Raw genomic sequence first — 25,353 nt, forward strand, 5'->3', positions numbered from 1 at the left:
TTCTCCTTTATAACAAACCAAAGAATGAAGTGACCAAACTAACTAAGACAATCGTGCCGATAATGATACCGTAACGTGGACCTTTTTTTACCATGAAGAAATAAATAGCCATGACTGCTGCTAAAGGAAGTAACCCTTTCATAATTTGATCTAGGATATCTTGTAAAACAATCGTGGCACCGCCAGTAACTTTAAACGTCATCGGGCTAGCAATTTTAACATAACTCGCACTTAAAGCGCCCATCATCATCATTCCTAAAACATTTGCTGAATAAATGACTTGCTTAATTTTGCCGTCTTTTAACAAACTTAAGATTGAATTACGCCCTAATGTATAGGACTTATTTACTAACGTCCAACTGATGTATAACGTAATGGCTGTGTACAGAACCAACGGACCGATACTTCCAATCACGTTACCTCCTTTAGCCATTGGAATAAAAATGGAAATGATTAACGGCATTAATGCTGCCCAAATAATCGAATCGCCAATCCCAGCCAGCGGACCCATCAGCCCAGTTTTAATCGATGTGATCGCCGTATCAGAGATCGCTGCGCCATTGGATTTTTCTTCCTCCATAGCAATTGCAATCCCTTGAATGGAAGCTCCTACTGTTCCTTCAGTATTAAAAAAATTCAAATGACGTTTCAGAGCTTCTCTTTGTTGTTCTTCATCGTCTGCGTAAAGTTTTTTAATTGTAGGAATCATCGATGCACAAAAAACTAAACTTTGAAGACGTTCATAAGAATTTGATAATTCACAGCCTAGTTGATAAATCCAAAAGGCTTTGGATAATTCTTTTTTAGTAATTTTTTTCTGTTCCAATTGTTGTTCATTTGCTTGTGTCATTTGTTCCATTATGCTGCCTCCTCACTCAATGCCTTGTTTCTAACTAAAAAGGCAATACAGATTCCTAAAATAGCGACGGCCATAACTTCTGCGCCAAAATATACTACTGCAACAAAACCGATTAAAAAATAAGGAATCAAATTTTTCTTGCCAATTACCATAATTGTTAAGGCGAAGCCTAACGCTGGTAAAATACCACCCATTACTTCAAAGCCGTGCATCAACCATGCTGGGATAACTTCTAAGACTTTATTCACCACGGATTGACCAAAAAAGTTCGCCGCAAAAACCAACGGAAAGCGAATTAAAAATCCCGCTAAAGCTGGATAAACAAACGCAGCTCGGTAAATCCCCCCATAATTTAACTCTTCTGCATATTTATCAGCCATATGCACCCACGTCGCATTGATGGTCCGCCGTAATTGATCCATAAAGACGCCTAACACACCAAAAGGAACAGCTAGTGCAACAGCCGCCTCGGCATTCATTCCCACACCTAAAGCAATTGGAATCGCAATTGCTGAAGCTAAAGCCGGATCACTAGGCACATTGCCACCCGGTGTGGAGGTGACTCCGAGATAAACAAGTTGAATCCCCGCCCCCACAACCATTGCTTCACTAAGTTTTCCTGTTGCTAAACCAGCCACCAACGCTGCACCTAATGGATGAGACAGCATGCCTGAAAATGTATACCCAAAACGCAAACGTGCAAACCAATAATAAAGTCCCATAATAATTGAAACACCTAAAACGCCCATATGATTCTCTCCTTTTTCTCTGATTATAGTGATTGATATTTTTCAATTAATTTTTGAATTGGTAGGGGATTTTCTTCGGGAATCGCTTGGAAGAAAACATGAATGCCCTTCGTTAAAAGTTCAGTCAAAATTGCAACATCTTCTTCAGATAAATTGATATTTTTTAAAACATTTTTCCGATTTGGTCCGCCACCTAAGCCACCAACTTGAATCTCCTCTTTAATAATTTCTTGGTCCACCATCGCTTTTAAGGTCGTTAAATCTGGCACTAAAAATAACACCTTTTTCTCTTCCTTTTCTTGCGATTCCCAATATTCTTTGGCACTTTCAATCCCTTTAATTACTACAGAAACCCCTGGAGGCGCCGCCATTAAATAAATACTTTGTAAAAATTCATCTTGCTCTAGTTCATCACTCACTACCAAAATTTCATTTGCACCTGATTGTTGTAACCATTTAGTCACTACTTGTCCATGGATTAAACGGCTATCGACTCTTGTTAATACGATTTTTGACATTCTGTTCACCTGTACTTTCTTATTTTGGAATTTCTAAAATTTGACAACTGTCTACTGCTGCTTGTTGAATCATTTCTGCGTCTTGTAAACGAAACCCAGGACCACTTTGTTTCATGACGGATTCTAATAATAACGATGTGCATAATCCTGACACAATCAGGAGGTCATAATCTTTTGATAAACGTAATGCAACGTTACTAGGTGTGCCGCCTTTAACATCTGTTAAAATTAGCAACTGGTTGTGCCACGTTAATTGGTCAATTTTTTCTGTGACTCGTTCTAAATAATCCCCCAGTGAATCCTCTGCTTGTAATGCTACTTCATGTACATTTGTGACTTCTCCTACAATCATCTGGACGCTTTTGACTAATTCCAAGCCCCAACCATTATGTGTTAAAAGTAAAATTGGTTCATTTTCCATAAACAAACTCCTTTGCTAATTAATCATTTTATTAAAAGCAATAAGTGTGCCAACTTTCATTTCCGTTTGAATTAAGCCTTTTCAAAGAGCAATTCATAAATATAGCGAACTTCCAAAGGTGGAATCAACAGATTATAGGACACTTCAAGCGGTCGAAACGCCATTTTTATGACAGATACAGCTTCTGGCAACTCTCGATATGACACTTCATAAGCTGTCGGGTCATATTCTGGATTCAACAATTGCCGTTCTAACATACAGGCACAATGAATGATAAAACGAAGTAAAATCTTTTCGTCACTTTTTATTTTAGTTTGTAAGCAAATATCTGAATAAATCTTAGCTAATTCGATCGAAATGGTTGTAGGATTCAAAACCGTTAGTAAGTCTGTAATAGCTTCGATTGATAATCCTTGAATATATTTAGCTGAAACTTTTTTTAGTAACTCTTGGTTTTGTTTTTCTTCTAAATGATGGCCTAATAATTCGAAAACTAGCTGAATGCCCCGCTTCGATAGTAAATCTTGTAAAGAAATAAACGGAATATCTGGCACTTCTGTCTTTACGGTGCCAATGATGCCAACGATTTTCTCTTCTTTCCGAACAAAAGAATGCAAGCGATCAATGTCTTCCACTTCTCTTTTCTCTAAAGTAATGATGCGTACATTCGTTAGTAATTCATTGGGAAAAGTTTTTAGTAACAACTGTTCAATTTTAATAGCAGTCCCCATGCCAGTTAGACAGGAAATAATGAGAACTTTTGCCTCGTTGAAGCGACCTTTACTGCAAATCAAGGCGCGATGATTTTTTTCTTTTAAGACTGGTAATAGATACTCAAACGCCGTCGATTCATAAATGACTTCTCGGGCCACTTCTAGCAATGTTAAGAGATTGATATTGCTAATTAGCAGCACTTCCATTTGAAACGTTTGACTGATAGCATTACCAAAGTAAACCAAGGAACCGATGTCCACCATTAAAATAATTTTTTTATACTGATTTTGCTTCACAATTGTACGGACTTTTTCTAATGTTTCTTCCACTGATTGATTAATTGGCATATCAACTGCACGCATGACCGTTGTTGAGAACAGAAGGTTGGTGTACTCAACCATGCTGCTAGCCGTCGCGGCACCATGTGCAACGACGATAACGCCACAGTTTTCTTCAACTGAGTGCGCTCTTTTTTTAGCTGTGACTTTACGAATAAATAGATCGAAAAAGAGGATTTCCGTATCAGCAAAAGAAATCCCAAACAACGTTTGTAGAAAGTCCACCATGGTCTTAGCAGCTTGATACTGGGTTACTTTGCCAGAATAGATATTTTTGGTATCTGAATAAAATGTTTCATTCATTTGTGCAGAATAAAAAACAGCAGAATAAAGGTGGACAATTAAAATATTCTGGAAATCCTCTGTCAATTTTTCTTGGATTAATTGTTCAAAAAAGACAATGGCTTCTTGAATTTTTGGCTGCAATGTTTCGTCAATGGCCTCTATGGCTAGCGGTTCTTGAGCAAAAATATCCATATCATAAAGTTGCTCGACTTTGTTTTGCATGATTGCTAGCGCATCCTCTGTCGAAAGAGTTAATTTTTTCAAATCCGCATATTCTTTCAATAGAAAATTATAAAAACGATCATTTTTCAGACTTTCCGATTTGAGTAACTCTTGACTGCTTAAATAAAAATGGTTGTATTGAATCGTGAGGCCATCGTTAGGTATCCACTCATTAAAAGCCAGCAGACTTTCTACATCAGGTTGCTCTTTGACTGTTCCCTCGTTTGCTTCAATGCAAATAGTTTCCGTTAATTGATCGAACACTTCTAAATAGGCTTGTGCGCTCATAAATTGAATCGCCGCTTTCAATTCGCCAACGTTGGCTTCAAAATGAGTAAACGTTAATTGTTTCAACGCCTCATAACGAATATGGATATTCTTTTGAATCCGTTGACTTTCTTCTAAGAAAAAGGACAAAATCAATTGAATTTTTTCTTTCAAAGAGCGCTCGGCTAAAGCTGGAATGGCTAATGTCACAGGGATCCTTCTTAAAAACGTTTTCAAAAAATGTTGATTGACTGCTTCGGTTGTTGCAAAAATAAATTTTATCGATACATTTCTTTGTTTTTCGGCTTCGCCCATCCGTGTAAAATACCCTTTATCCAAAACTGTAAACAATTTTTCTTGGCCTTCGCTCGTTAATCGATGGACTTCATCTAAAAATAAAAAACCGCCATCTGCCAACTCCACTAAGCCTTTTTGGTCATTGACGGCACCAGTAAAACTGCCTTTTTTATAGCCAAACAGATGCGAAGTTAATAATTCTGGATTGTTGAAATATTCTGCACAATTAAAATAAATAAACGGAACTTCTTGGTTCATTTTAACTTGATAAAATTGGTGTAATTGTTCCGCAATTAAGGTTTTCCCCACCCCAGATTCTCCAGTAAGTAAAATATTCAAGCCATTAGGCGGATATAAAATAGCGGCTTTCAACTTCTTGATGGCGTCTGCTAAGCTCCCATCAAAACCAATTACGTTCGCAAATGGATTCATTTTCAGTAGCTGCTTTTTCTTATGTATCTGTTCTGTCTGTTGATAAATGTCCTCTTGCAGCGAAGCGAGGGAATCGTAGCACGTGCTACTTTTAAAAAAAGGAAACTGTTCCTCTAAGTAGTCTTTATCAAAAAATAACACTGGTCTAGATTTAACTTTAACGACTTGGTCTTTTCTCACTAATTCTGAAAGCTCTTCACTAACAGCGGTTCGGGTATAGCCAGAGGCCTGACTTAATTGCGAAGCCGTTGCGGGCAACAAGGTTGCTTTGCTACTTGGATTTTGTACGTGAAACTGTTTTAACGCTTGATGAATATTATCAATTCTCATAGTCTTTTCCCCATTTCTTTTTTGATCCAAAAGTTAATTTATTATACATTAAAACGGAAGCGGTTTCTTATTTACCATAAAAAAAATCAAGTCTTTAACCAAAAGATTAAAGACTTGATTTTTATTCTCCGTATTGTACAAGTTGTGTATTTTCACAATGAAAGTCCAAGAAATCTTGGATTTTTTTGCCATTGAAGTAGTTATCAATGACTCGCATGACCGCATTGTGGCAAACAAATAGGTAAGTTTCCTCTGAAGCCAAGGCTTCCTCAATCAAGGGATAAATTCGACCCGCGACATCTAAGACTGATTCCCCTTCTGGAAATGGCAAGGAAATCTCAGAACGATTTTCCTGGAAAGCCGTTGTTTCAATCGGTTCACCATCATAAATGCCAAAATTCATCTCAATTAAACGCGGTTCTGTTTCAACCGTCAACTGATTTCGTTCCGCAATTTTACGTGCTGTTTCTTGCGCCCGTTTTAAAGGGGACGCCAGTAAACGGTCGATTTGAATTCCTTGTTTGGCAATTTTTTCAGCTACCAATTCCGCTTGTTGATAGCCTTTTTCGGTCAATTGCGCTTCCGCATGACCACAAATTCTACGGGCCACATTATAATCTGTTTCACCATGTCTCACTACGTACAGCATTTTTCCACCTCAGTTTTTTGTCTTGTGTCTATTTTATCTGAAATTTGGTCACAATAACACCCTATTTAGCGGTAACTTTCTGGTAATTTAAATTTGCCTTCTTGCTCAAACTGTTCACCTACTTGGAACAAGAGATCTTCACGTCCACGAGCAGCCAACAATTGAATACCTAAGGGTAACCCCGTTGCTGTAACATGTGTGGGCAAGCTGATGGCTGGTTGTCCTGTCAAGTTCGCTAGTTGAGTATACGGTGTTAGCTGTAAACTTTTATCAAAATAATCATAGATTAATTCAGCTAATTCTGCTTCTGTTAATTCTGCTGCTTGCGCCATTCGTTGACGAATGTGCTCACTTTGCAAATCTTCGTTAATTTTTGGTGCTGAAAAAGCCGTTGTTGGTGATAAAAACAGATCAAATTTTTGAAAAAGTTCTTCCATCGTTACTGCTGCTTGATCCCACAACTGTAATGAATGAACATAGGTGGCTGCTGGAATCTTTTGGCCAAATTGATGCATGGTCCATGAAAAAGGTTCGATTTCTTCTTTACGAATTGGGCGCCCGAACCCCTGTTGAATGCTGTTCATCATCGCTGTAGTTTCTGCGCCGTTCATTTGATAATAGGAGCGAATCAGCGCTGCACCATCGACTGGATAAGGAATCTCAATGATTTCATGGCCAGCGGCTGCCAGAAAATCAGCCGCTTGTTTCGCCGCTTGTGTTGCTTCTGGCGAAATCAGTGAGCCGATAGGCGAAGCGGTACACAGAGCAATTTTTAGCCGTTGTTTTTTAGGGTGTGTTTGCCATTCTGCCAAGGGCGCTTGGTAGGGGGCGCCACTGTGGCTACCACGTAGGCCATAAAATAATGCTTTGGTGTCTCTCATAGAAATAGTCAACGCAAAGTCAATCGAGGCACCTTGCCAGCCTCGCCAGCCTTCTGGGCCGACAGGCATGGAGCCACGGCTAGGTTTTAAGCCAATTAAGCCACTAAAAGAGGCGGGAATTCGGATGGAGCCACCGCCATCACTAGCGCCGGCGATAGGAACAATCCCGCTAGCGACAACTGCGGCAGCGCCGCCACTGGAACCGCCTGGCGAATGTTCCAGGTTCCAAGGATTGCGGGCTGGCCCGTAAAGCGCAGGGTCCGTAATATTTTTAAAGCCAAACTCTGGAGCGTTGGTTTGTCCTAAAGGCATCAAACCAATCGTTTCTGCTTGTTTGACAAAGTTAGAGGTCGTTGTTGCAGTACTATTTTTAAAAAGTTGCGAGCCGGCCGTTGCTGACCACCCCGCTTTTTCTTGGCCTAACATTTTCAATGGAAATGGCAAACCAGCAAATAGTGTGTCCTGCTGTTTATTTTTTTGATAAGTTGCTTCTGCTTTTTGGCTGTCAAAGGTTACAAAGCCATTGATCTTTGGATTTAACTTTTGGACTTTTTTCTCAATATCCTTTAAGAGTTCTGTGTGACTTACTTTCTGTTCTTTTAATTGTTGTACCCAATATAGTCCGTCTTTCATACAGACCCACCTCCTATACTATTCCTTATTAGTATAGCATGGTTTTTAGAGGGCATCCTGTGATGGTGATTTTCATTCGTCAAGTGCTTCTCTAATTTAAGTAAATAATTCGCCAATGTAAGGAAGCAACTGCGGATGCAGTTTGTAGCCTTTATACCGTGTATTTTGGATACCTTGTTTTTTAAAGCCCCCTACTTGAATTTTTTTATTTAATTTTGTCAGCTGTTTGGTCATTTTTTTTCGATTATTGGCTGTTTCTTCTGTGTCATATATTAATTTACAAAGGCGTTCCATTGGTAAGTGTTCTTTTGGCGTACTATACAAGACAGCCAGTAGTGCACGTTCTGCGGCTGTTAGCTTTATCCCCTCTACATCTAACTTTTCATCTTCTCGTTGGATGGGTTTATTTAATTCTGCCAAAAGGAGATTTTCTCTTAACGTATCCAAAGTCGCATCCAATCGTAACCAATTGAGAATGCCATATTGATAGCTAATGCTCAATTCTTCCGAGGTAGGAATGTCTTCCGAGCGAAGAAACAACGGCGTTTTAACTCTGGCTAATTCCTTTAGATATAAATATTGTTCTTTGCGAGGAATCGTTTCGCTGAGAATGATGGCATCAAATTTTCGATAAAACAAATGACTTTCCTTAATTTCACCAATCAGACACGTCGTACAAAAAACTTGGTGATCTAAATGCTGTAAGCGGTTTTGAAAAGCAGTTTCTGATAAAATATTTTTTGTGATGACCATTATTTTCATTCTTGATTCCTCCTTAATTCTTTTTTGGTTCAAAATTTTCTCAATTTTCGTGTTTTGTTTTGATATATTTAGTATACTGGAATTTTTTCGAATTAAAATTTAGAAATTTACAAGCAAATCAGTCATTAACAGTCATTCCTGTAATCCCCGATTTATAAAGGATTTCCAATAGTCTTATTTAAAAAATGTTTGTTATTTAATCCTCAACGTGCTATTTTTTTAATTTTTTTCTTTTTTATTTAGCTGACAAACGTCAAAAGGTTGGTAGCTAATATCAACCTTTTGACGTTTGTTAGCTACTTTCTCTTGAAATCTTTGGATTTTTTTCTACTTTCACTAAAAAAAACAGCCAAAAATGGCTGTTTCTTTGCTATTTATATTTATTTCATAATATCGATTAAGTCTTTTTTTGAAGCTGCCGAGGCAGGGAAATAGCTAAATACAACCCCGATAAAGACAGAAATACCGATGGCTAATGAAACCGTCATTAAGTCTGGACGAACAGAAAACGGTAGTGCCATTGAGGCTAAGTAGGCAATAATCATTCCTAAAAGATAACCAGTAATTCCGCCGATTAAGGTCAAGGCAATCCCTTCTGTTAAGAATTGCTTTTTAATATCACTGGCTGTCCCGCCCAATGCACGTCGGATACCAATTTCCTTAATCCGTTCTGAGACCGAAATGTACATCATATTCATAACGCCGACCCCAGCAATTACCAGTGAAATGGCCGCAATTGCGGAAATAAACAAGGTTAAATTATTTAATAAAGAGCCCATTTCTTTGATGGTATCTTTAACATTATATTCTTGATACGTCCCACTGTTTTTCATGGTTCCTTGTTGAGAGAGAGTTTTTATTGTTTCTTTCAATACTTGATCTGGTTGATAGCCAGGTGCTACTGTTAGTTTCAACGTAGATGTATCTTTTAGCTTGCCGAAATAATGTTCATAGGTCTTTTTGGGAAAATAAAGCAATGAGTCATCATTACCTGGACCAATGGCACCGCTGGTATTGGTTGTCACGCCAACAATGGTAAAAAGTTGCTCTTTATATGGAAAAGTTCGATTAACTGCTGCAGTTGGGTCTTGGTAGAGTTCTTTGGCAACCAGTTCATCCACCACCACTGTTTTATCCAGTTTTGCATTGTCTCCATCATTCAGTTGGCGTCCCGCCAACAATTCTTTGGTGGTTTTGTCGGCAAGTTCATAGGTTACAGAAAGATTTTTCGGTCCTGCTTGAAAATTCAGTGTACCTTTTTGGGCGCCATCAACTTCTCTTTGATCAAAATCAATTTTTTCTACGCCAGGAACCATGCGCACGACCCCTAAATCATTGTCGGTAAACATCGCTTGGTCACTAAACATATCCGAAGTGTTGTAGGCCGAAAAAGAAATCTTTTTCACATTTTCTTTTTGTTTTTCAGCGGATAATTTATCGACCATGTCTTCTTTAAAGCCGTTACCGATAGCCACGATGGTAATCACCGAAGCGATCCCGATGACAATCCCTAGCATCGTTAACAAGCTGCGTCGCTTATTTTTCAAAATGGAACGGAAGGCGGTTTTCCAAATAATTGAACGTTTCATGTCAGCACCTCCTCTAAAATCTTTCCATCACGAACTTTAATCAAACGATTGCAGTATTCAATTGTTTCTTCATCATGTGTCACTAAAATAATGGTGACACCTTCATTGTTTAATTGCTGAAAGAGCGTTAAAATTTCTTCCGATGTTTTACTATCTAAAGCCCCAGTTGGTTCATCTGCAATAATAAAACTTGGCCGATTGACAATCGCACGCGCAATGGCCACACGTTGTTGTTGTCCGCCCGAAAGTTGTTTTGGATGCTTCTTGCCTTTATCTGGCAAGCCGACTTTTGTCAGAACTTCGTGGACACGATCTTTGGCTTCTTTTGGGGTTAACCCACTATATAAAAGAGGTAATTCAATGTTTTCTTCAACTGTTAGTGTTTCAATTAAACTAAAATTCTGAAAGACAAAGCCGACTGCTTCATTTCTAATTCGGGATAGTTCCTTATCAGAAAAGTCGCCAATTTCACGGTCTTCAAATAAATACGTTCCTTCAAACTTTTTATCAATAAAGCCTAGCAAATTAATCAAAGTCGATTTCCCAGAACCAGAAGGACCCATAATCGCTAAAAATTCTCCAGCGTCTACTTGGAGGTTAATATCATCTAACACATGCAGTGTTTCTTCTTCGGAATAATAATATTTATGAATATGGGCTAGCTTAATCATTGGCAGCTACCTGAACATCTTGATTATCTTTTAATTCTTTATTGGGATTGGCAATCACTTGGTCTTTCCAATTCAAGCCACTTTTGACAACTTTACGACCTAAATTTGTTTCTGTTTCAATCGGTGTTTTTTTCGCTTTGCCCGCTTTGTAAACATAGACAAATTCTTTTTGGCCTTCTTTTTGGATTGCTGCTGTCGGTATAATCATTTGCTTTTGTGGCACAGCGATACTAGTAGACAAGCCTTCTGCCCAAGGAAAATCACCTTCTACTGTAAATTGATAACTCACTACTGGATTGCCTTCATTTTTAGCTATTGGGGTTTGCGCAATGGAAACAATTTTGCCTGGCGCTGATTTGCCTGAACCAACGGTCGTCACTGTTACTTCTTCCCCTGTCTGTAATTTATCGTAATCATATTCGGTTACTTTTCCTTGAATATTTTTCTTTTGTGTTGCAATTTTAATGACTGGTTTGTCGGTACTACTCATGGCACTAGCATCGACAGTGACTTGGCCATCAATTGGTGCTGTAACGACTGTGTTGACTTTGCCACGTGTTTGTTCAAGCGTGTTTGCTGCTCCGACGGCATCACTGTTGGCTAATTGAAGGGCTTGGTTAGCTTGGGCGACTTCACTATTCGCAGCACTAACGGCTTCATTCAATTGCTGAATTTCCGCATTTAGTGTTTCTTTCTCTTCAGCCTCTTTTGCGGTGTTTAATTTTTGCTTGGCTGCAGCAACTTTGTTTAACGCTTCATTGTATTTTTGAGTGGCTAAGTTAACGTTCTCTTGTGCTTGTTGAACTTGAAGATTGTTCCGATTAACGGCATTCGCTTGTTCTGTTTCTGTGGCTTGGATGTCTGAGTTATTGTACGTTAACAATGGACTATCTTTCTTGACTTCTTTACCATTTTCAACATTTATTTCGGCAATTTTTCCTAAAGAAGGATCAAAGAAAATATCCCGAGTATCTAGAAAACTCACTTGACCATCTAATTTTAATGAGGCCATTTCTGTAATGGTATACGTTGTGTATTCAGGTTCAACTTCTTTTGAAGAAAAAACTGTTTTTGCTCCGATAAATCCGACGACGACCACTGCGGCACCAATACCGAACCACACTTTTTTATTTCGCTTCTTCTGGCCTGACTTTTTCATTTATTTGTTCCTCCTTGATTTCTGTTGACGAGTTTGTCATTTTATTTAGTATATAATGAATAAAAAAACTGGTCCCTTCATCTTCCTATCATTCCTCTTACAGTTTTGACACATCTTTATCTAACAAAAAAACGTTTATCCTGTGTAAAAGGATAAACGTTTTTTGTTATTTTATTGTTCTAATTGACCCAACCAGCCAGATGTACCACCTAGAACATTGGTTACTTGATACCCTTGTTGACTGAGAAACGCACACGCTTGTGCGGAGCGCGATCCCATTTGACAAATCAGATAATAGGGTTGGTTTTTATCTAATTGCTGATAATTTTCGGTTAAAGTACTTAAAGGTAAGTTGATGGCCTGAGGGACATGCCCCAGTTGGTATTCCATTTCTTCTCGTACATCAATAATCGGTAATTTTTTTCGTTTTGCTTCCTGATAAAATTCAGGCATGCCAATCGTGTTATACATTTTCTAGTTCCTCCGATTTTACCATTTGATATAGCGCAAAAGCACCATCTAAATTTTTGGCTGAGATGCCTGCTTGTTTTAGCATCCGTTCTGCAATATAACTACGCAAACCGCTGTGACAACTAACAATGTACTTCGTTGACTTGTCTAATTCCTCCAAACGTTCTCTTAACTCATTTAAAGGAATAGACACAGCATTTTTAAATTGACCATTGGCTCGTTCGGCGGGATTACGGACATCTAATAAAACAGCTCCATTAGCTAATTCGTTGGATAACTCATACCATTGAACGTTTTCACTCAATCCTTCTACAAGGTTCATCGCTGCATAGCCTAACATGTTCACAGGATCTTTCGCTGAACCAAACGGCGGCGCATAGGTAAACTCTAATTCAGGCAAATCAAAAATAGTTAACTGTCCTTTAATAGCGGTCGCAAGAATATCAATCCGCTTATCTACGCCCTTTGCCCCAATTCCTTGTGCGCCATAAATTTCCCCTGTCGTAGGATGGAAAACTAATTTTAACTGAAGATCTGTTGCGCCAGGATAATACCCCGCATGGTCTTTTCCACTGATATGCACAACAGCTGTTGTTAGTCCAGCAGCTTTAGCAGCCCGTTCGCTTAAACCAGTTGAAGCAGCGGTTAAATCAAAGACTCGCACAATGGCGGTCCCAATGCTTCCTTGATTTTTTCTCTCTAACCCAGCAATCACATCCGCTACTTGACGTCCTTGGCGATTGGCGGGAGAAGCTAAAGAAATCAGCGCATCTTCTTGAGTGATTTGTTGTTTCACTACAATAGCATCCCCAACCGCATAAATATCGGGTTGATTCGTTTGATAGTGTTCATCAACAACAATACCGCCACGTAAACCAGTTGCTACACCTGCTTCAACTGCTAAGGTATTTTCTGGTTGGACCCCCACCGACAAAATGGTTAAATCAGAAGCTAATGTTTGACCGTCTTCTAAGCGAATCACTTGCCCTTCTTCTTCAAAAGCAACCGCAGATTGTCCCGTAATTACTTGAACATTGTTTTTGCTTAATTCAGCTTTGACAAAAGCGGCCATTTCTTCGTCTAATGGCGGTAAAACATGAGGCGCTTTTTCCACGAGAGTGACTTCTAATCCGCGTTTTTGCAAGTTTTCTGCCATTTCCAAGCCAATGAAGCCTGCGCCAATCACGACGGCTCGTTTTGTTTCTGGTGTCAAGGCTGTCATAATTTGATCTAAATCAGGAACATTTCTTAATGAAAAAACATTTTTGGCTTCTGCCAATCCTGTAATTGGTGGCACAAAAGGTTTCGCCCCTGGTGATAAAATTAATTTGTCATAGTGTTCTGTTAAAATTTCTGTTTCATGTTTCACTGTGATCACTTTTTCTATTGGATCAATCGCCACGACTTCATGGTGAGGACGAACATCTAAATTAAACCGTGCCTTTAACGCTTCGGGTGTTTGAACAAGCAGTTGCTCTCTTTCTGCGATTTCGCCAGAAACGTAGTAAGGCAAACCACAGTTTGCAAATGAAACAAAAGGGCCTTTTTCCATGACAACAATTTCAGCATCTTCCATTAAGCGACGTAAACGTGTCGCTGCTGACATACCACCAGCCACGCCTCCGATAATTACAATTTTCATTTATTTTCCTCCTTTAATTTGACCAGACCATTGGGACATCCCGCCACGAACGTTAATCACGTGATAGTTTTTTCTCGCTAAAATTTTGGCCGCATTTTTGCTGCGCATGCCGGACTGGCAAATCACATAGACTTCGTTAGCGGATTTGTTGTAGGCGGGAATTTTGTTAAGTGGGACATTAATCGCTTGTGGAATATGCCCTGCGCGGTATTCGCTAGGTGTCCGGACATCTAATAACGTTATCTCTTTAGATAAACGTGACTGCAATTCCTTTGTTGAAATACTTGGCGTTTTTTTAAACAATTGAAATAACATCTTTTTCTCCTTCTCTTATATACCTTATGGGGTATATTTAACATGAAAAAGTTAGACTTGTCAACTGAAGAGATTTCTGCCATTTTTAGATTCAAAGAAAAGATAGTTGACAAAAATACCTCGTGTAGGTATATTTTAAACCAATCACTACTCTTAAGGAGGGGCAAAATGACTGAAGAAAAAAAGAAAGTGCTGAATCGTTTACGCCGCACAGAAGGTCAAATTCGCGGAATTCAAAAAATGATTGATGAAGAAAAAGAGTGTATCGATGTTATCACTCAGTTGAGTGCGGTCCGTTCTAGTATTGATCGCGTAATGGGGATGATTGTTGCGGAAAATTTAAAGCATTGCTTTGAAAATCCTGAAAAAGATCCTAAAGAACAAGAAGAGCGATTAGCACAAGCGATTAATATGATTGTTAAAAAGTAAAACAACGCAAACTTATTCAGCGAAAGATAAGTTTGCGTTGTTTTTTTATTTATTAGACGAATCTGCCCCGCGTTTTTTTAAATTAACAAGCATAAAAAGAATCGTGCCAATTAGTAAAATCACGACGGCGATATAAAAGCCCATGACTTTCGAACCCGTTGTGTCTGAAATTTTCCCAGTTAAAGCTGGGGCAATCACAGATGACATCATGCCGAAAAAGTTAAAAACACCCAAAGTAGTGCCAATTCCAATTTTTGGTGCATTTTCACCTAGCCAAGAAATAATAATCGGTTCTACAGCTAATTTCCCTAAGAACCCATACATAATTAAAGCAATTAATAACAACGTTGCATTACTTACTTGTACAGTTAACAAAAGCATGGCTGTTGCTAAAAATTCTAAAACAACGATGAATTGAACTTTTTTATGCATGTACTTATCCGCCAACCGACTAAAAAATAACGCTCCTGGAATAGAGGCAAATGCGACCAGCGAAGAGGACAATCCAATTGCCGCTCCTTGGAAACCACGTTCGGTACTTAAAAAATTAGGTAACCAAGTCACAATCATATAATATGCATAACAAGTGCCAAAATATAAAATATACGCAAATAGCATATGTGGCGCAAACAGTTTTTTAAAGGGCACTTTTTCTTTTACCGCTCCGTTATCTTTTTCATCAACAACGGTTGGCTGAATCAAGGCCATGTCTTCTTTATGATTGCGAATAATCACTTGAAAAGCCACTAACATACAAATAATCATAAAGGCGGAAATGTACATCATCACTTGCCAAGGTAATCCTTTTTGGGCAACTAAATAACTAGATAAAATCATTCCTAAACCTGAACCAACTGCTGAACCACTGTTGACAATAGCTGTTGCAAAACTTTTTTTGGCTTGAGGAATGTTTTGGGACGTCAACGAGTAAGCCGAGCCATAGAAAGAACCACATCCTAAGCCTGCCAATAAGCTACCTAAGTAAATTGTTCCAATCGTTTGGGCTTGGGCAATCAGTAACGCTGCCAGCGCAAACAAGATAAAGCCTGGAATTAATACACGTTTTTTCCCAATTTTGTCTACCAAGAAGCCTGCAGGAATCTGCATGACTACGTAACCGAGAAAATAAAAGCTAGAAATGGACCCTAGGGCCGTATCGGAAGCGTTACCATTTAGAGACGCACGAATTTGCGGATAAACAGGAGAAAGCGCGGAACGATAAATCCAGATTGTTACCCAGCCCATACATAGTAAAATAACGATTTTTTTCCAATAAGCCAACGAACTTTTTGTCTTGTCTGTCATTTTCTTTTCCTCCACCAATCATTTTTTTGGTTAACGTTTCACAAGGAACAAAAGCACTACGCTTTTTTACGTAGTGACCTTTGTCCTACCTTCTTTTTTAGTTTAAATACTCAGCCAATGCATGAGTACTACCGCTACCGCCTTCAAATTGATAACCTTGGTGTTTCAATACAGTCTCAAAGGCACTCAAGAAATGCAACACATTGTCTTCGCGACTGCTGTACCCCATATTACCGACCCGCCAAATTTTTCCTTTTAAATCACCGAAGGAAGAGGCAATTTCAACTTTAAAATGATCCAGTAATAAGCTCCGCACCTTTTCACCATCAATTCCTTCTGGAATGACCACAGGAATGACTGTTGGTGTTTTTGTGTCTAACTTCCCGAAAATTTCTAAGCCCATTTTTTGCAGACTTTCAACTAAAATACGATCGTTTTTCCGATGACGTGCATAGACATTTTCCATGCCTTCTTGAAGTAACAAGCGCAGCCCTTCATGTAGCCCATAAATCATTGTAGTCGCTTCTGTATGGTGATTTAAGCGCTCTGGTCCCCAATATTTTTCTAATTGCGATAAATCCAAGTAGTTACTTTGAATGAACCGTTCATTCCGCGCATCCGCGCCAAGCCCTAACTCTTTTTGGTAACGGCCCGCCAGATAATCGGCTACACGTTGGTTGTAGGTAATCAAAGAAAGGCCTGAAGGTACGCTGACACATTTTTGAGTGCCTGCTACCGCAATATCAATCTTCCAATCATCGACCTTTGTTTCGACACCGCCGTAAGTCGCCACCATATCTACTACGAAGAAAATTTCATTTTCCCGACAAAAGGCGCCAATTTGATCCAGCGGTTGCATTTGTGCATTCGCCGTTTCGCCGTGGACCATCGCAACAATTTTTGGTTGATGTTCTTTAATCGCTTCAATCACCGTTGTTTGTTCAAACGGTGCGAGCCAGTCCTTTTCTAAATAAATGACTTCGGCCCGGGCGCGTTCGCAAATTTCACCTAATAAATAAGCAAACCGGCCATACGCAGGCACAAGCACTTTGTCGCCTGGCTCAATCAATGCAAATAACCCCGCTTCCAAGCCTGAACGTGACGTGCCATCAATGGCAAAGGCTTGTTGATTCTTTGTGGCAAAAGGTACTTTAATCATTTCCCGAACTTCATCCATAATTTGTAGAAATTCTGGATCGAATTGCCCTAAAATTGGTTGACCCATTTGACGAAGTACCGATGGATGGGCTTCGACTGGTCCCGGCGTCATGATTGTTCGCCGTACAAAATTTGGTTGTTGATACATAGTAATCCCTCACTTCATTTTTAATTCTTCTCTTTTATTATCTTTGGAAAAACTCAGAAATTCATTGTTCAATTTGCACTATTTTGACTTTGTTTTTTAGACATATTCAATAACTATCTTTTGTACTCCTTTTTATTCTTCGCTATACTATAAAAAAAGGAGGTTGTTGTGATGAAAATATTAGCTGAGGTCTTGGCTTTACCAAGATTTTCTGACTTACAATTATTATCGTCTCACTCAAACTTAACACAGCCCTTGGAAAGTGTAGAAATCACGGAAACACCTGATGTGGCTGATTTTATCCCTAAAAATGTCATGATTTTAACAACGGCAATGATTTATAAAGATGATCAAGAAAAATTGAAACCTTTTATTGACTCGCTAAAACAAGCAGAGTGTACGGCTTTAGGAATCAAAGTTGGGCGGTTCCTTGACGAAATTTCACCTGAAATTGTTGACTATGCCAGTGCCGTTGATTTGCCCCTGATTAAAATTCCTAGCACACAGCCACTAGGCGGGTTGTTGCATGAAATTGTAGGCTATCTTCGTGATAGCAAAACCGAACAGATGTCTGTGGCATTTGACATCCAAAAGCGTTTTTCAACATTATTAATGCAAGATGTTGATGCTACGCGTTTCATCGCTGAATTTGCGAAAATTTTAAATGCGCCAATTATTTTATTAAGTCCTTGGCAACAGGTGATTGCCCACTCGAATTATTTTTATGGCAATCAAAAATCGGCGGAGTTTTTCATCGAACAATTATCAAAAGACCACTTTCAACAATTGGCACAAGAAAAGAAAATCTTTCGTTTAAAGGATGAGCGACAAGAAAACATTCAAGTAGCTGGCTTTCCAATTCGTGTGAACGATTATTTTCCCTATTATTTATTGGTCTTATCTCCTGAACAGATTCCTTATCCTATTTCTGAATTTGCCATTGATCAGGCCATTTTAGTTTTGACCTTTATGTTATTTAAAAACCAGAAAATTGCTGAATCTTTTGAACATCTCAAAACAGACTTTTTGGACCGCTTGCTTGACATACATCAAGAAGTGCTGAGTAAACATCAAAATTGGTTGGAACTTTGGAAAAATTATCGTTTAATCAACAGCGATTATTATCAATTAGCGATTGTCTACGGCGTGACTAAACCAGAAAATGAAACCCATATTCGTTATCAGCAAGCGGAAGGGCAACTAATTTTCCAATGGCTCAAAGAACAATTGCCGGAAATCCTGCCAGATGTCGCCTTGTTTAAATTAAAAAATCAAAATAAAAGTATCTTGATTTTTCAATCTAAGAAAAATGACCATTTGATGATTTTGCAAAACCTCGCTGAACGTTTGCAACAGGCTTTGCCTATTACCATTCGCTTTGCTTTAGGCAACGCTTATGAAAACCTAGAAGATTTGCCTAATTCTTATATTGAAGCTTCCTCGACATTAGAGGCTTCTTTACACGCTCAAAAACCAGCAACTGTGCAATTGTTCCATCCCAAAGGCCTAGCTGGACTTTTTGAAAAGATTGGCACTGAAGATGTTGAATACTTTTGCCAGCAACAATTGAAAGAGTTGGCCTATCCGACGGAACCGACGTTACAAGAATTACGAAAAACCTTGAAAGTTTTTTTAGATTTCAATTGCGAAATTACTAAAACGGCCAACGCTCTCTACCTTCACAGAAACACCATTAAATATCGCATGAATCAATGTGAAAAATTATTAGACACCTCTATTCAAGAGCCTGAGACGAGTTTACTCTTACGGGTAGCGTTGGAACTTTCAGAAAAATAATTAACAGGAAAATAGCCGAATAAAAGTAACGTCTACCAAGAAAAAGGACTCTACCGTTCACCACTGCGTGTTCAAATCCTATTGTTCCGAGGTCATTACTTTACATTCGGCTTTTCGTTATAATTCTGGTTCACGATTGGCATCTTTGGAATAAACGTACATTAGCGGTTCTTCACGGCCAACCGCATAGGCTGCTTGTGGCACATAGGCACTCATGAAAATATAGTCCCCTTTTTCCACTGGATACCATTCATTGTCCAAATTGTACATCCCTTGGCCACTAATTAAATACGCACCATGCTCTTGGACATGCGTTTCAATGTAGGCATGACTAGCGCCTGGTTCAAAAGATAAGATATGCATATTCATATCAAAGTCAAACTCTTTCGGTAATAAACTCCAAAGTAACACGTCTGTCATTCCTTCATATTCTTCTGGTTGTTGGTCATGAATTGACCCAACCACTTTATAAGGTTGATGGCCCGCCAACGGCTGATAGCGTTTTTTATATAAGAAAACTTCCGTGTCCGCTTCCTGTGCATTCGCTAAATACATTTTCATTTCAGGCGTAAAGTAGGCGTAGCCCCCTGCTTCAAGTTCATGAGTTTCTTGACCATCTGAAACACGCAAACGACCGTCAATGACATAAACCAACGTTTGAATCCCGTCGCCACCAAAACCAGTTGTTTGTTGACCATTTTTATGAAACGTAGCAATGTAATCCACAAATGTCGCACCTAATTTAGGCGATCCCAAAATGGAAATATCGACATTTTCAAAACCAGGTACTGCATTTTGCACCAAACCATCATGGGGAATAATGGCGTAATTGTCTTTTTTTATCACAGCTCTTGATGTTAACAATTCTTTTTGGTAACCAACTCGATTATTTTTATAACCCATCACAATTCTTCCTTTTCTATCTTATTTATACGCTAATTCATATAAGGTATCTGCTAAAAGCTTGACGCCTTCAACCAAATCTGGAAATGCCGTTGCTTCTGCTGGATTATGACTAATCCCACCAATACTTGGCACAAATATCATCGCTGTCGGGTAATGGGGCGCAATAATTTGCGAATCATGCCCAGCACCACTATGCATCATACGATACTGATACTTGCCTTCTTTGGCTTTTTGTTCAATAACTTCTACAATTGCTTGATTCATCGGTACAGGGGCTTCATCCATCCAGCGGTCAATTGCAATCGTCAAGCCTAATTCTTGAGCAATTGTCTTCATCCGTTCTTCTAATTCACCTGTAAAATGTCGTAAAAAAGCAGCGTCGGTATGACGGCAGTCAATTGTAAATTCCACTTCTCCAGGCACCACGTTGACTGTATTGGGTTTCGGAATGACTTTGCCGAATGTTAAAACTAACGGATCCCCAATTTCGTTCGCACGATCAATGGCTTCTGCACAAATTTTAGCAAAGCCATATACCGCATCATGACGGTAACTCATTGGCGTAGTGCCTGCATGATTGGCTTGCCCTTTTAAGTTAACCGTGTAGCGACGTTGCCCTACAATACTATGAACAACACCGACTTGGAGCTTTTCGTTCTCTAAAATATTGCCTTGTTCAATATGAATTTCGACAAATGCTTCAATGTCCTCACGTCTAGTTTGCTCTTGCCGAAAATCAAAGCCTTGGCGATGCATCTCATCAACAAACTTTTTGCCTTCGTTGTCAGAGATATCGACTACTTCTTCACGTTTGGCTTCACCAACGACATTTTTGCTTCCCCAGAAAACCGTTGGAAAACGACTCCCTTCTTCTTCAGCCATGGAAAGCACTTCTAAAGAACGCCGTGGTTTCCCATATTTGTCTAATAAATATTGAACAGCTGTCATGGAAGCAATGACACCATATTGACCATCTAAGGTCCCACCATTAACTACTGTGTCGATATGTGACCCAGTTAAAATCGTTTCCTGAGGAAATTCCGTTCCTGCCACTCGACAAAACAGATTCCCAACTTCGTCAAATTGCGTTTCCAGTCCAAACGCCTCAGTTTGGCTTTGCACATACTTTTGTGCTGCCAACCACGAATCTGTATAAAGTAAGCGTGTCATCCCTCCAGCAGGATCACTCCCAATTGCTGACAACTCTTCGATTCTTTGTTTTAAAACTTTTTCCAAGTCCATCACAAAACCTCCTGACTGATTACACTCTGATTGTAAACGTTTCCCTAGTCATCTTCATTGTACTTATCAAACAAAATTAAGCCTTTTTTTGTGCAAAACAACCAATGAACATTCTCTAACTCATGGACAGAGACGCTAATTCAATCACACTTCTGTCCCTTTTCATTTCTAAAATAGGTGTTTAATTTTTGATAAATACGCCGTTAAACGCCTCGGTTACCCCAGTTTCTTGTGCGTAAATTGTTTCGCCTCTTAAAATTGTTTGAATCACTTGGGCCCCAATTTCACGACCAATGTAAGGACTAATTTTATTTCGGTATTCTAAATCTTCTGCTTTTAAGATATATGGCGCATTAGGTTTAATTAGTACAAAATCGGCATCCCTACCAATGCTGATGCGGCCCTTTTGTGCTAAGTGATAACGGTCAGCTGGGTTTGTTGCAATCATATCCGCGAATTGTTTCAAGGATAAACCACGTTTTTGGACGGCTTCATCGAATAACACATCGACGTTATTTTGAACACCAGAAATGCCGCCCCAAGCTTCAAAAGCATTGGTTGTATCTTTTAAGTCTGGCGTACAAGGAGAATGGTCAGAGGTTACAAACGCAATTCCGCCTGTTTGCACGTGGTTCCATAAGGCGGCTTGTTGGTCCGCGTCACGAATCGGCGGCGAACATTTGACAACTGGACCAATGGCATCAAGTTCATCCGTGGTAAAATATAAATAATGCGTACATGTTTCACAAGTCACATCTACCCCTTCTGCTTGGGCTTTCAAAACTTCTTCCACTCCTTCTTGACAAGCCACATGGCAAATATGAATCCGACAACCTGTTTCTTTGGCAAATAAAATGGCTTTTTGAATCGCTTCAACTTCGGTAAACACAGGACGTGTAGCTACATATGCCGCTAAAGTCGTTTCGCCATTTTGATAAGCTAACGCGCCTAATTTATCCGTAATTGGCGCATTTTCTGCATGGATTGCTAGCACTTTGCCAGTTTTGGCGACTTGTTTCATTCCTTCATATAGCGAATAATCGTCGACATTTTGAAAATCTCCTTCAATTGAACGATCGCCGCACGTTCCTAAAAAGCATTTATAGCCGGAAACGCCTCCTTCATCAAGTTCCTGAATCCCACCAGCCAAGTTGGTCGGGACCACGCCGCCAAATGACCCTACATCTACTTTTAGTTTATTTTCTCCTGCCTTGTATTTGATCTCAAGAGAGGTCTTATCCACAGTTGCTGGAATCTGATTTAAAGGCATTTCCATAAAGGTCGTCACGCCCCCTTTGGCACAAGCGGCCGTTCCTGTGACATACCCTTCCCATTCATCGCGGTAACCACCACCAGGATCGGTAATATGAACATGAGCATCCACCATCCCAGGACTAACGACTAAACCCGTCGCATCAATCACACGTTCTCCTGACAAGTCTTGCCCAATCGCTACGATTTTTCCTCCTTGAACGGCGACATCCGTAATGACTTCTCCAGTTTCTAAAATAACTAACCCGTTTTTAATCACTAACTCTGCTTGCATTTATTTTCCCTCCTGATAAGCTGTTTCTTTCACTTTTTTTGAATCCCAAGTCCATTTTTTTAACACTAAGTACAGCACAAAACCTGTGGTAAAGCCCACAAACCACGAAATATCAGCAATGATTTTAACCTGTGGAATAAATTGACCACTTAAGGAAAGAACCAACGCCAGAATAGTAGCAACATACGCCGGCTTGTTTAATCCGTAAAAAGGATTGGCTTCCTCTTTTTTGTGTTTATCTACGTATAAAGCATTTAAATCAATTTGTTGCTTTTGAACAAAATAATAATTCGCAATCATCACGCCAGCGACTGGTCCTAAAACAGCTCCAATTGCGTTCAGAAAAATAAAAATACTATCGGCGTTTTCCATCAGTTTCCAAGGCATAATGAGAAAGCTGATAACACTGGCAATCATGACGCCTTTTTTATACGTCATTTTTTTAGGAAACAGTGCTGCCAATTGATAACCTGCCGGAATGATGTTCCCTGTTGCATTCGTTGAAATAGTCGTTAATAAGAAAACTGACATGGCTAAGACCACCACCGCCACATTATCTAAACGATCAATAATGTTTAAAATATTCCATTCTTGAATCCCAAAATACAGCGAACCACCTAACAGAATAACCACACTGGAAAAAGCGAAAATCCCATAACCAACAACTAAACCTGCTGTTTGCCCCACAACCTGAGCACGTGTCGAGCGCGCATTCTTAGTAAAATCCGCCACACTCGCACCAGGCGCTGACCAAACGGCCACAACCGAGTTAAAAATAATCAGATACGCCACAAGTGGATTGACTGAACGAATCGCACCAGAAACTTGATAGGACAAAATTGGTGTTAAACCGCCCCCAGCTCGAATGGCCCAAATCGTTAATCCAATAATAACGACATAAATCAACGGACTTAAAATGGCGGTAAACCGGTTCAAAATTTTGCTACCACCGAAACCTATTGCCACATTTAAGAGCCAGAAAAGAGTAAACGCCATTAATTCAGGTAGCCTGAGACCAAAAAACTGGAATGACCCACCAATTTGTAAAAAGTTCGGCCAAAATTTCCCGAGAATAATTAATAAAGCGAGCGATCCTGTAAACGTTTGCAGACCAAACCAAGCAATCGCGGCCACACAACCTCTTAAGAACCCTGGCAGTTTTGCCCCGAGACTGCCGTAAGTAGACTGTAAGTGCATCGCAAAAGGAATGCCATATTTAGAGCCAGCCCCGCCATTTAAATTCATGAAAGTTGCTACAATGAATGAGCTTAACACAACTGCCAGCATAACTTGCAGCGGCGATAAACCTAAGAAAATAAAGCCGCCCACTGCTGCATAATTCGGGATATTATGAATCGAACCCATCCATAATGTAAAAAAATTGCGCGCGCCCATCGTCCGTTGTTTCGGGCTACTTGGCAACAAATCCTCATTGTAGCCACGTGCTTTCATCGCTGTTTCTTCTTGAGCTGTTACTTGAGACACATTTTTCTCCACGACAAACTCTCCTTTTTATTAAAAATTTTTTTCTATTAAAACACCCTGCCTTCTCTTTTTTGTCACTTTTGCACAAACATGCGTACTACTCTCATTACACGAATTGTAAGCGCTTTTTATAACAACAATCATTAGTTACCCCAACTAAATAACAAACGATTCTTTGTTCACTTTGAACGAAAAAATAGCAACCTTTTTTATATCGCCCTCTCACTCTAGAAAGTAAGAAACAAATCTTTTTATTCACATATTATGTACAACTTCTCTTTTCAAATACTAAAATACGCTTATTATTAAAAATGACATAAATAAATTATACATTTAAATGAAATCCAACACAACATTTTTTAATCAAACACACACAAAACAGATAAACTGAAGTGGATTTTCAGGAAGAGACCCATCCTGAAAAAAGACACTGACAAAAGAGTTTTCTCACAAGATCGACAACTTTTCACAGATTCAAAATCTTCTTTTTCAATTTTTACGTTTTAAAAAATAACATTTTGAAAATAAAAAAAATGCTTAATTTTAATCAAAAAAATAAACAAAGATTTCTGATTTTATCAGAAATCTTTGTTTCTAAATTTTCTTGCTATAATTCCTTTAACAAAATAAAATCCGTCTGTTCATCGTCTCCCATAAAAAATGAATGTTGACTGTAATAGCGGTAGCCAATCGTTTTATAAAATGCCCGCGCCGCATCATTGTGTTCCCAGACACCTAGCCACAGTGCTTTTTTACCAAATTCACGAGCTTTTTCTTCCGCCAGTTCTAACAATTGTGTTCCCAGCTTCTTTCCTTTAAACGCAGGCAAAATATACAATCGCTCAACCTCGAGCTTTTCTGACCCCATCGGTTCCGTTTGTGCCATCTCACGATTTAATTTCATGTAGCCAGCCAATTGATTATCGACCAAGATAAAATAAAAGTCAGAGTGGGGATTAGCTAATTCCTTTTGTAATTTTTCTAAATTGTAGGCTTCTACTAAATAGGCTTGCATATTTTCTGGCGTATTGTACGGTCCAAAAGTATCTGTATATGTTTCAATGCTGATTTCTTGTAACGCTGGTGCATCTTCTATTGTTAATTGTTTTATTTCTCCCATCAATCAGTCGTCC

General features: G+C 39.2%; 23 protein-coding genes. 2 read left to right on the forward strand and 21 right to left on the reverse strand.

Going from position 1 to position 25,353, the window contains the following annotated elements; translation table 11 throughout:
* Positions 1-7: 7 nt before the first annotated feature.
* From IGK70_RS11935 to IGK70_RS12000, 14 genes are all read right to left on the reverse strand, one after another.
* Positions 8-859 carry a PTS system mannose/fructose/sorbose family transporter subunit IID gene (locus IGK70_RS11935; protein WP_010827792.1) on the reverse strand — a complete coding sequence of 284 codons (852 nt, stop codon included), beginning with the start codon at positions 857-859 and terminating at the stop codon, positions 8-10.
* The gene (locus IGK70_RS11940) at positions 859-1,608 is read right to left on the reverse strand and encodes a PTS mannose/fructose/sorbose/N-acetylgalactosamine transporter subunit IIC (protein WP_438775275.1); all 750 of its coding nucleotides are present in this window, start codon (positions 1,606-1,608) and stop codon (positions 859-861) included. The genes IGK70_RS11935 and IGK70_RS11940 overlap by 1 nt, the downstream gene beginning before the upstream one ends.
* A gap of 23 nt (positions 1,609-1,631) precedes the next feature.
* Positions 1,632-2,126 (reverse strand): PTS system mannose/fructose/N-acetylgalactosamine-transporter subunit IIB, encoded by a 495-nt coding sequence (locus IGK70_RS11945; protein ID WP_002355078.1) that lies wholly within the window; start codon positions 2,124-2,126, stop codon positions 1,632-1,634.
* 19 nt (positions 2,127-2,145) lie between these two features.
* Positions 2,146-2,547 (reverse strand): PTS sugar transporter subunit IIA, encoded by a 402-nt coding sequence (locus IGK70_RS11950; protein ID WP_002365282.1) that lies wholly within the window; start codon positions 2,545-2,547, stop codon positions 2,146-2,148.
* A gap of 71 nt (positions 2,548-2,618) precedes the next feature.
* Positions 2,619-5,432, reverse strand: a complete 2,814-nt coding sequence (locus IGK70_RS11955; protein WP_033592976.1) for a sigma 54-interacting transcriptional regulator — start codon at positions 5,430-5,432, stop codon at positions 2,619-2,621.
* A 121-nt stretch (positions 5,433-5,553) separates the two neighbouring features.
* A complete protein-coding gene (locus IGK70_RS11960) occupies positions 5,554-6,081 on the reverse strand; it encodes a histidine phosphatase family protein (protein WP_104855699.1) in 528 nt (175 codons plus the stop codon).
* Between the two features lie 65 nt (positions 6,082-6,146).
* Entirely contained in the window at positions 6,147-7,595 is a 1,449-nt protein-coding gene (locus IGK70_RS11965) for an amidase (RefSeq protein WP_438775278.1), read from the reverse strand.
* A gap of 96 nt (positions 7,596-7,691) precedes the next feature.
* Positions 7,692-8,357 (reverse strand): helix-turn-helix domain-containing protein, encoded by a 666-nt coding sequence (locus IGK70_RS11970; RefSeq protein ID WP_002359135.1) that lies wholly within the window; start codon positions 8,355-8,357, stop codon positions 7,692-7,694.
* Between the two features lie 380 nt (positions 8,358-8,737).
* Entirely contained in the window at positions 8,738-9,946 is a 1,209-nt protein-coding gene (locus tag IGK70_RS11975; RefSeq protein ID WP_002359134.1) for an ABC transporter permease, read from the reverse strand.
* Complete coding sequence (locus tag IGK70_RS11980; RefSeq protein WP_002365285.1) at positions 9,943-10,617, reverse strand: ABC transporter ATP-binding protein; 675 nt, start codon at positions 10,615-10,617, stop codon at positions 9,943-9,945. Before IGK70_RS11980 ends, IGK70_RS11975 begins: the two co-directional genes overlap by 4 nt.
* Positions 10,610-11,776, reverse strand: coding sequence for an efflux RND transporter periplasmic adaptor subunit (locus tag IGK70_RS11985; RefSeq protein ID WP_002359132.1), 1,167 nt, complete (start codon positions 11,774-11,776; stop codon positions 10,610-10,612). The genes IGK70_RS11980 and IGK70_RS11985 overlap by 8 nt, the downstream gene beginning before the upstream one ends.
* A 171-nt stretch (positions 11,777-11,947) precedes the next feature.
* Positions 11,948-12,247: a rhodanese-like domain-containing protein gene (locus IGK70_RS11990; protein ID WP_002355066.1), complete on the reverse strand. Its 300-nt coding sequence runs from the start codon at positions 12,245-12,247 to the stop codon at positions 11,948-11,950.
* Positions 12,240-13,889: an FAD-dependent oxidoreductase gene (locus IGK70_RS11995; RefSeq protein WP_033592980.1), complete on the reverse strand. Its 1,650-nt coding sequence runs from the start codon at positions 13,887-13,889 to the stop codon at positions 12,240-12,242. The genes IGK70_RS11990 and IGK70_RS11995 overlap by 8 nt, the downstream gene beginning before the upstream one ends.
* A complete protein-coding gene (locus IGK70_RS12000) occupies positions 13,890-14,204 on the reverse strand; it encodes a rhodanese-like domain-containing protein (protein WP_002365287.1) in 315 nt (104 codons plus the stop codon). It lies immediately after the preceding gene.
* A gap of 168 nt (positions 14,205-14,372) precedes the next feature.
* On the opposite strand from IGK70_RS12000, the gene IGK70_RS12005 reads away from it, so the two are divergent.
* Positions 14,373-14,633 (forward strand): metal-sensitive transcriptional regulator, encoded by a 261-nt coding sequence (locus IGK70_RS12005; protein WP_002355063.1) that lies wholly within the window; start codon positions 14,373-14,375, stop codon positions 14,631-14,633.
* Positions 14,634-14,678: 45 nt separating this feature from the next.
* On the opposite strand, the gene IGK70_RS12010 is transcribed toward IGK70_RS12005, so the two are convergent.
* Both IGK70_RS12010 and IGK70_RS12015 read right to left on the reverse strand, forming a co-directional pair.
* On the reverse strand, positions 14,679-15,938 hold the full coding sequence (locus IGK70_RS12010; RefSeq protein ID WP_002368361.1) for an MFS transporter: 1,260 nt from the start codon (positions 15,936-15,938) through the stop codon (positions 14,679-14,681).
* A 97-nt stretch (positions 15,939-16,035) separates the two neighbouring features.
* Positions 16,036-17,244, reverse strand: a complete 1,209-nt coding sequence (locus IGK70_RS12015; protein ID WP_002355061.1) for a pyridoxal-phosphate-dependent aminotransferase family protein — start codon at positions 17,242-17,244, stop codon at positions 16,036-16,038.
* A gap of 171 nt (positions 17,245-17,415) precedes the next feature.
* Between IGK70_RS12015 and IGK70_RS12020 the strand changes: the two genes are divergently transcribed.
* A complete protein-coding gene (locus IGK70_RS12020; RefSeq protein ID WP_104855702.1) occupies positions 17,416-19,041 on the forward strand; it encodes a PucR family transcriptional regulator in 1,626 nt (541 codons plus the stop codon).
* 117 nt (positions 19,042-19,158) lie between these two features.
* Here IGK70_RS12020 and allE read toward each other — a convergent pair whose 3' ends face one another.
* The 5 genes from allE to IGK70_RS12045 form a co-directional block, all read right to left on the reverse strand.
* Positions 19,159-19,944 carry a (S)-ureidoglycine aminohydrolase gene (gene allE / locus IGK70_RS12025; RefSeq protein WP_002384779.1) on the reverse strand — a complete coding sequence of 262 codons (786 nt, stop codon included), beginning with the start codon at positions 19,942-19,944 and terminating at the stop codon, positions 19,159-19,161.
* Between the two features lie 21 nt (positions 19,945-19,965).
* Positions 19,966-21,189 carry an allantoate deiminase gene (gene allC, locus IGK70_RS12030; RefSeq protein ID WP_002383320.1) on the reverse strand — a complete coding sequence of 408 codons (1,224 nt, stop codon included), beginning with the start codon at positions 21,187-21,189 and terminating at the stop codon, positions 19,966-19,968.
* A gap of 181 nt (positions 21,190-21,370) precedes the next feature.
* Entirely contained in the window at positions 21,371-22,735 is a 1,365-nt protein-coding gene (gene allB, locus IGK70_RS12035; protein WP_010827799.1) for an allantoinase AllB, read from the reverse strand.
* On the reverse strand, positions 22,736-24,232 hold the full coding sequence (gene allW, locus IGK70_RS12040) for an allantoin permease (RefSeq protein WP_104855703.1): 1,497 nt from the start codon (positions 24,230-24,232) through the stop codon (positions 22,736-22,738).
* A gap of 595 nt (positions 24,233-24,827) precedes the next feature.
* Positions 24,828-25,340 (reverse strand): GNAT family N-acetyltransferase, encoded by a 513-nt coding sequence (locus IGK70_RS12045; RefSeq protein WP_010827801.1) that lies wholly within the window; start codon positions 25,338-25,340, stop codon positions 24,828-24,830.
* Positions 25,341-25,353: the final 13 nt, after the last annotated feature.

Origin of the sequence: Enterococcus sp. DIV0358 (assembly GCF_051713465.1) — a bacterium.
Taxonomy (GTDB): Bacteria; Bacillota; Bacilli; order Lactobacillales; family Enterococcaceae; genus Enterococcus; species Enterococcus faecalis.

Excerpts from the sequence above, each read along its gene's own strand:
- allE (WP_002384779.1), bottom strand. The coding sequence starts at position 19,944 with ATGGGTTATAAAAATAATCGAGTTGGTTACCAAAAAGAATTGTTAACA.
- IGK70_RS11955 (WP_033592976.1), bottom strand. The coding sequence starts at position 5,432 with ATGAGAATTGATAATATTCATCAAGCGTTAAAACAGTTTCACGTACAA.
- IGK70_RS12000 (WP_002365287.1), bottom strand. The coding sequence starts at position 14,204 with ATGTTATTTCAATTGTTTAAAAAAACGCCAAGTATTTCAACAAAGGAA.
- allC (WP_002383320.1), bottom strand. The coding sequence starts at position 21,189 with ATGGACTTGGAAAAAGTTTTAAAACAAAGAATCGAAGAGTTGTCAGCA.
- IGK70_RS11960 (WP_104855699.1), bottom strand. The coding sequence starts at position 6,081 with ATGCTGTACGTAGTGAGACATGGTGAAACAGATTATAATGTGGCCCGT.
- IGK70_RS12005 (WP_002355063.1), top strand. The coding sequence starts at position 14,373 with ATGACTGAAGAAAAAAAGAAAGTGCTGAATCGTTTACGCCGCACAGAA.
- allB (WP_010827799.1), bottom strand. The coding sequence starts at position 22,735 with ATGCAAGCAGAGTTAGTGATTAAAAACGGGTTAGTTATTTTAGAAACT.
- IGK70_RS11995 (WP_033592980.1), bottom strand. The coding sequence starts at position 13,889 with ATGAAAATTGTAATTATCGGAGGCGTGGCTGGTGGTATGTCAGCAGCG.
- IGK70_RS11945 (WP_002355078.1), bottom strand. The coding sequence starts at position 2,126 with ATGTCAAAAATCGTATTAACAAGAGTCGATAGCCGTTTAATCCATGGA.
- IGK70_RS11935 (WP_010827792.1), bottom strand. The coding sequence starts at position 859 with ATGGAACAAATGACACAAGCAAATGAACAACAATTGGAACAGAAAAAA.
- IGK70_RS11940 (WP_438775275.1), bottom strand. The coding sequence starts at position 1,608 with ATGGGCGTTTTAGGTGTTTCAATTATTATGGGACTTTATTATTGGTTT.
- IGK70_RS11985 (WP_002359132.1), bottom strand. The coding sequence starts at position 11,776 with ATGAAAAAGTCAGGCCAGAAGAAGCGAAATAAAAAAGTGTGGTTCGGT.
- IGK70_RS12045 (WP_010827801.1), bottom strand. The coding sequence starts at position 25,340 with ATGGGAGAAATAAAACAATTAACAATAGAAGATGCACCAGCGTTACAA.
- IGK70_RS12015 (WP_002355061.1), bottom strand. The coding sequence starts at position 17,244 with ATGTATCAACAACCAAATTTTGTACGGCGAACAATCATGACGCCGGGA.
- IGK70_RS11970 (WP_002359135.1), bottom strand. The coding sequence starts at position 8,357 with ATGAAAATAATGGTCATCACAAAAAATATTTTATCAGAAACTGCTTTT.
- IGK70_RS11980 (WP_002365285.1), bottom strand. The coding sequence starts at position 10,617 with ATGATTAAGCTAGCCCATATTCATAAATATTATTATTCCGAAGAAGAA.
- IGK70_RS11950 (WP_002365282.1), bottom strand. The coding sequence starts at position 2,547 with ATGGAAAATGAACCAATTTTACTTTTAACACATAATGGTTGGGGCTTG.
- IGK70_RS11965 (WP_438775278.1), bottom strand. The coding sequence starts at position 7,595 with ATGAAAGACGGACTATATTGGGTACAACAATTAAAAGAACAGAAAGTA.
- IGK70_RS11975 (WP_002359134.1), bottom strand. The coding sequence starts at position 9,946 with ATGAAACGTTCAATTATTTGGAAAACCGCCTTCCGTTCCATTTTGAAA.
- IGK70_RS12020 (WP_104855702.1), top strand. The coding sequence starts at position 17,416 with ATGAAAATATTAGCTGAGGTCTTGGCTTTACCAAGATTTTCTGACTTA.
- IGK70_RS12010 (WP_002368361.1), bottom strand. The coding sequence starts at position 15,938 with ATGACAGACAAGACAAAAAGTTCGTTGGCTTATTGGAAAAAAATCGTT.
- IGK70_RS11990 (WP_002355066.1), bottom strand. The coding sequence starts at position 12,247 with ATGTATAACACGATTGGCATGCCTGAATTTTATCAGGAAGCAAAACGA.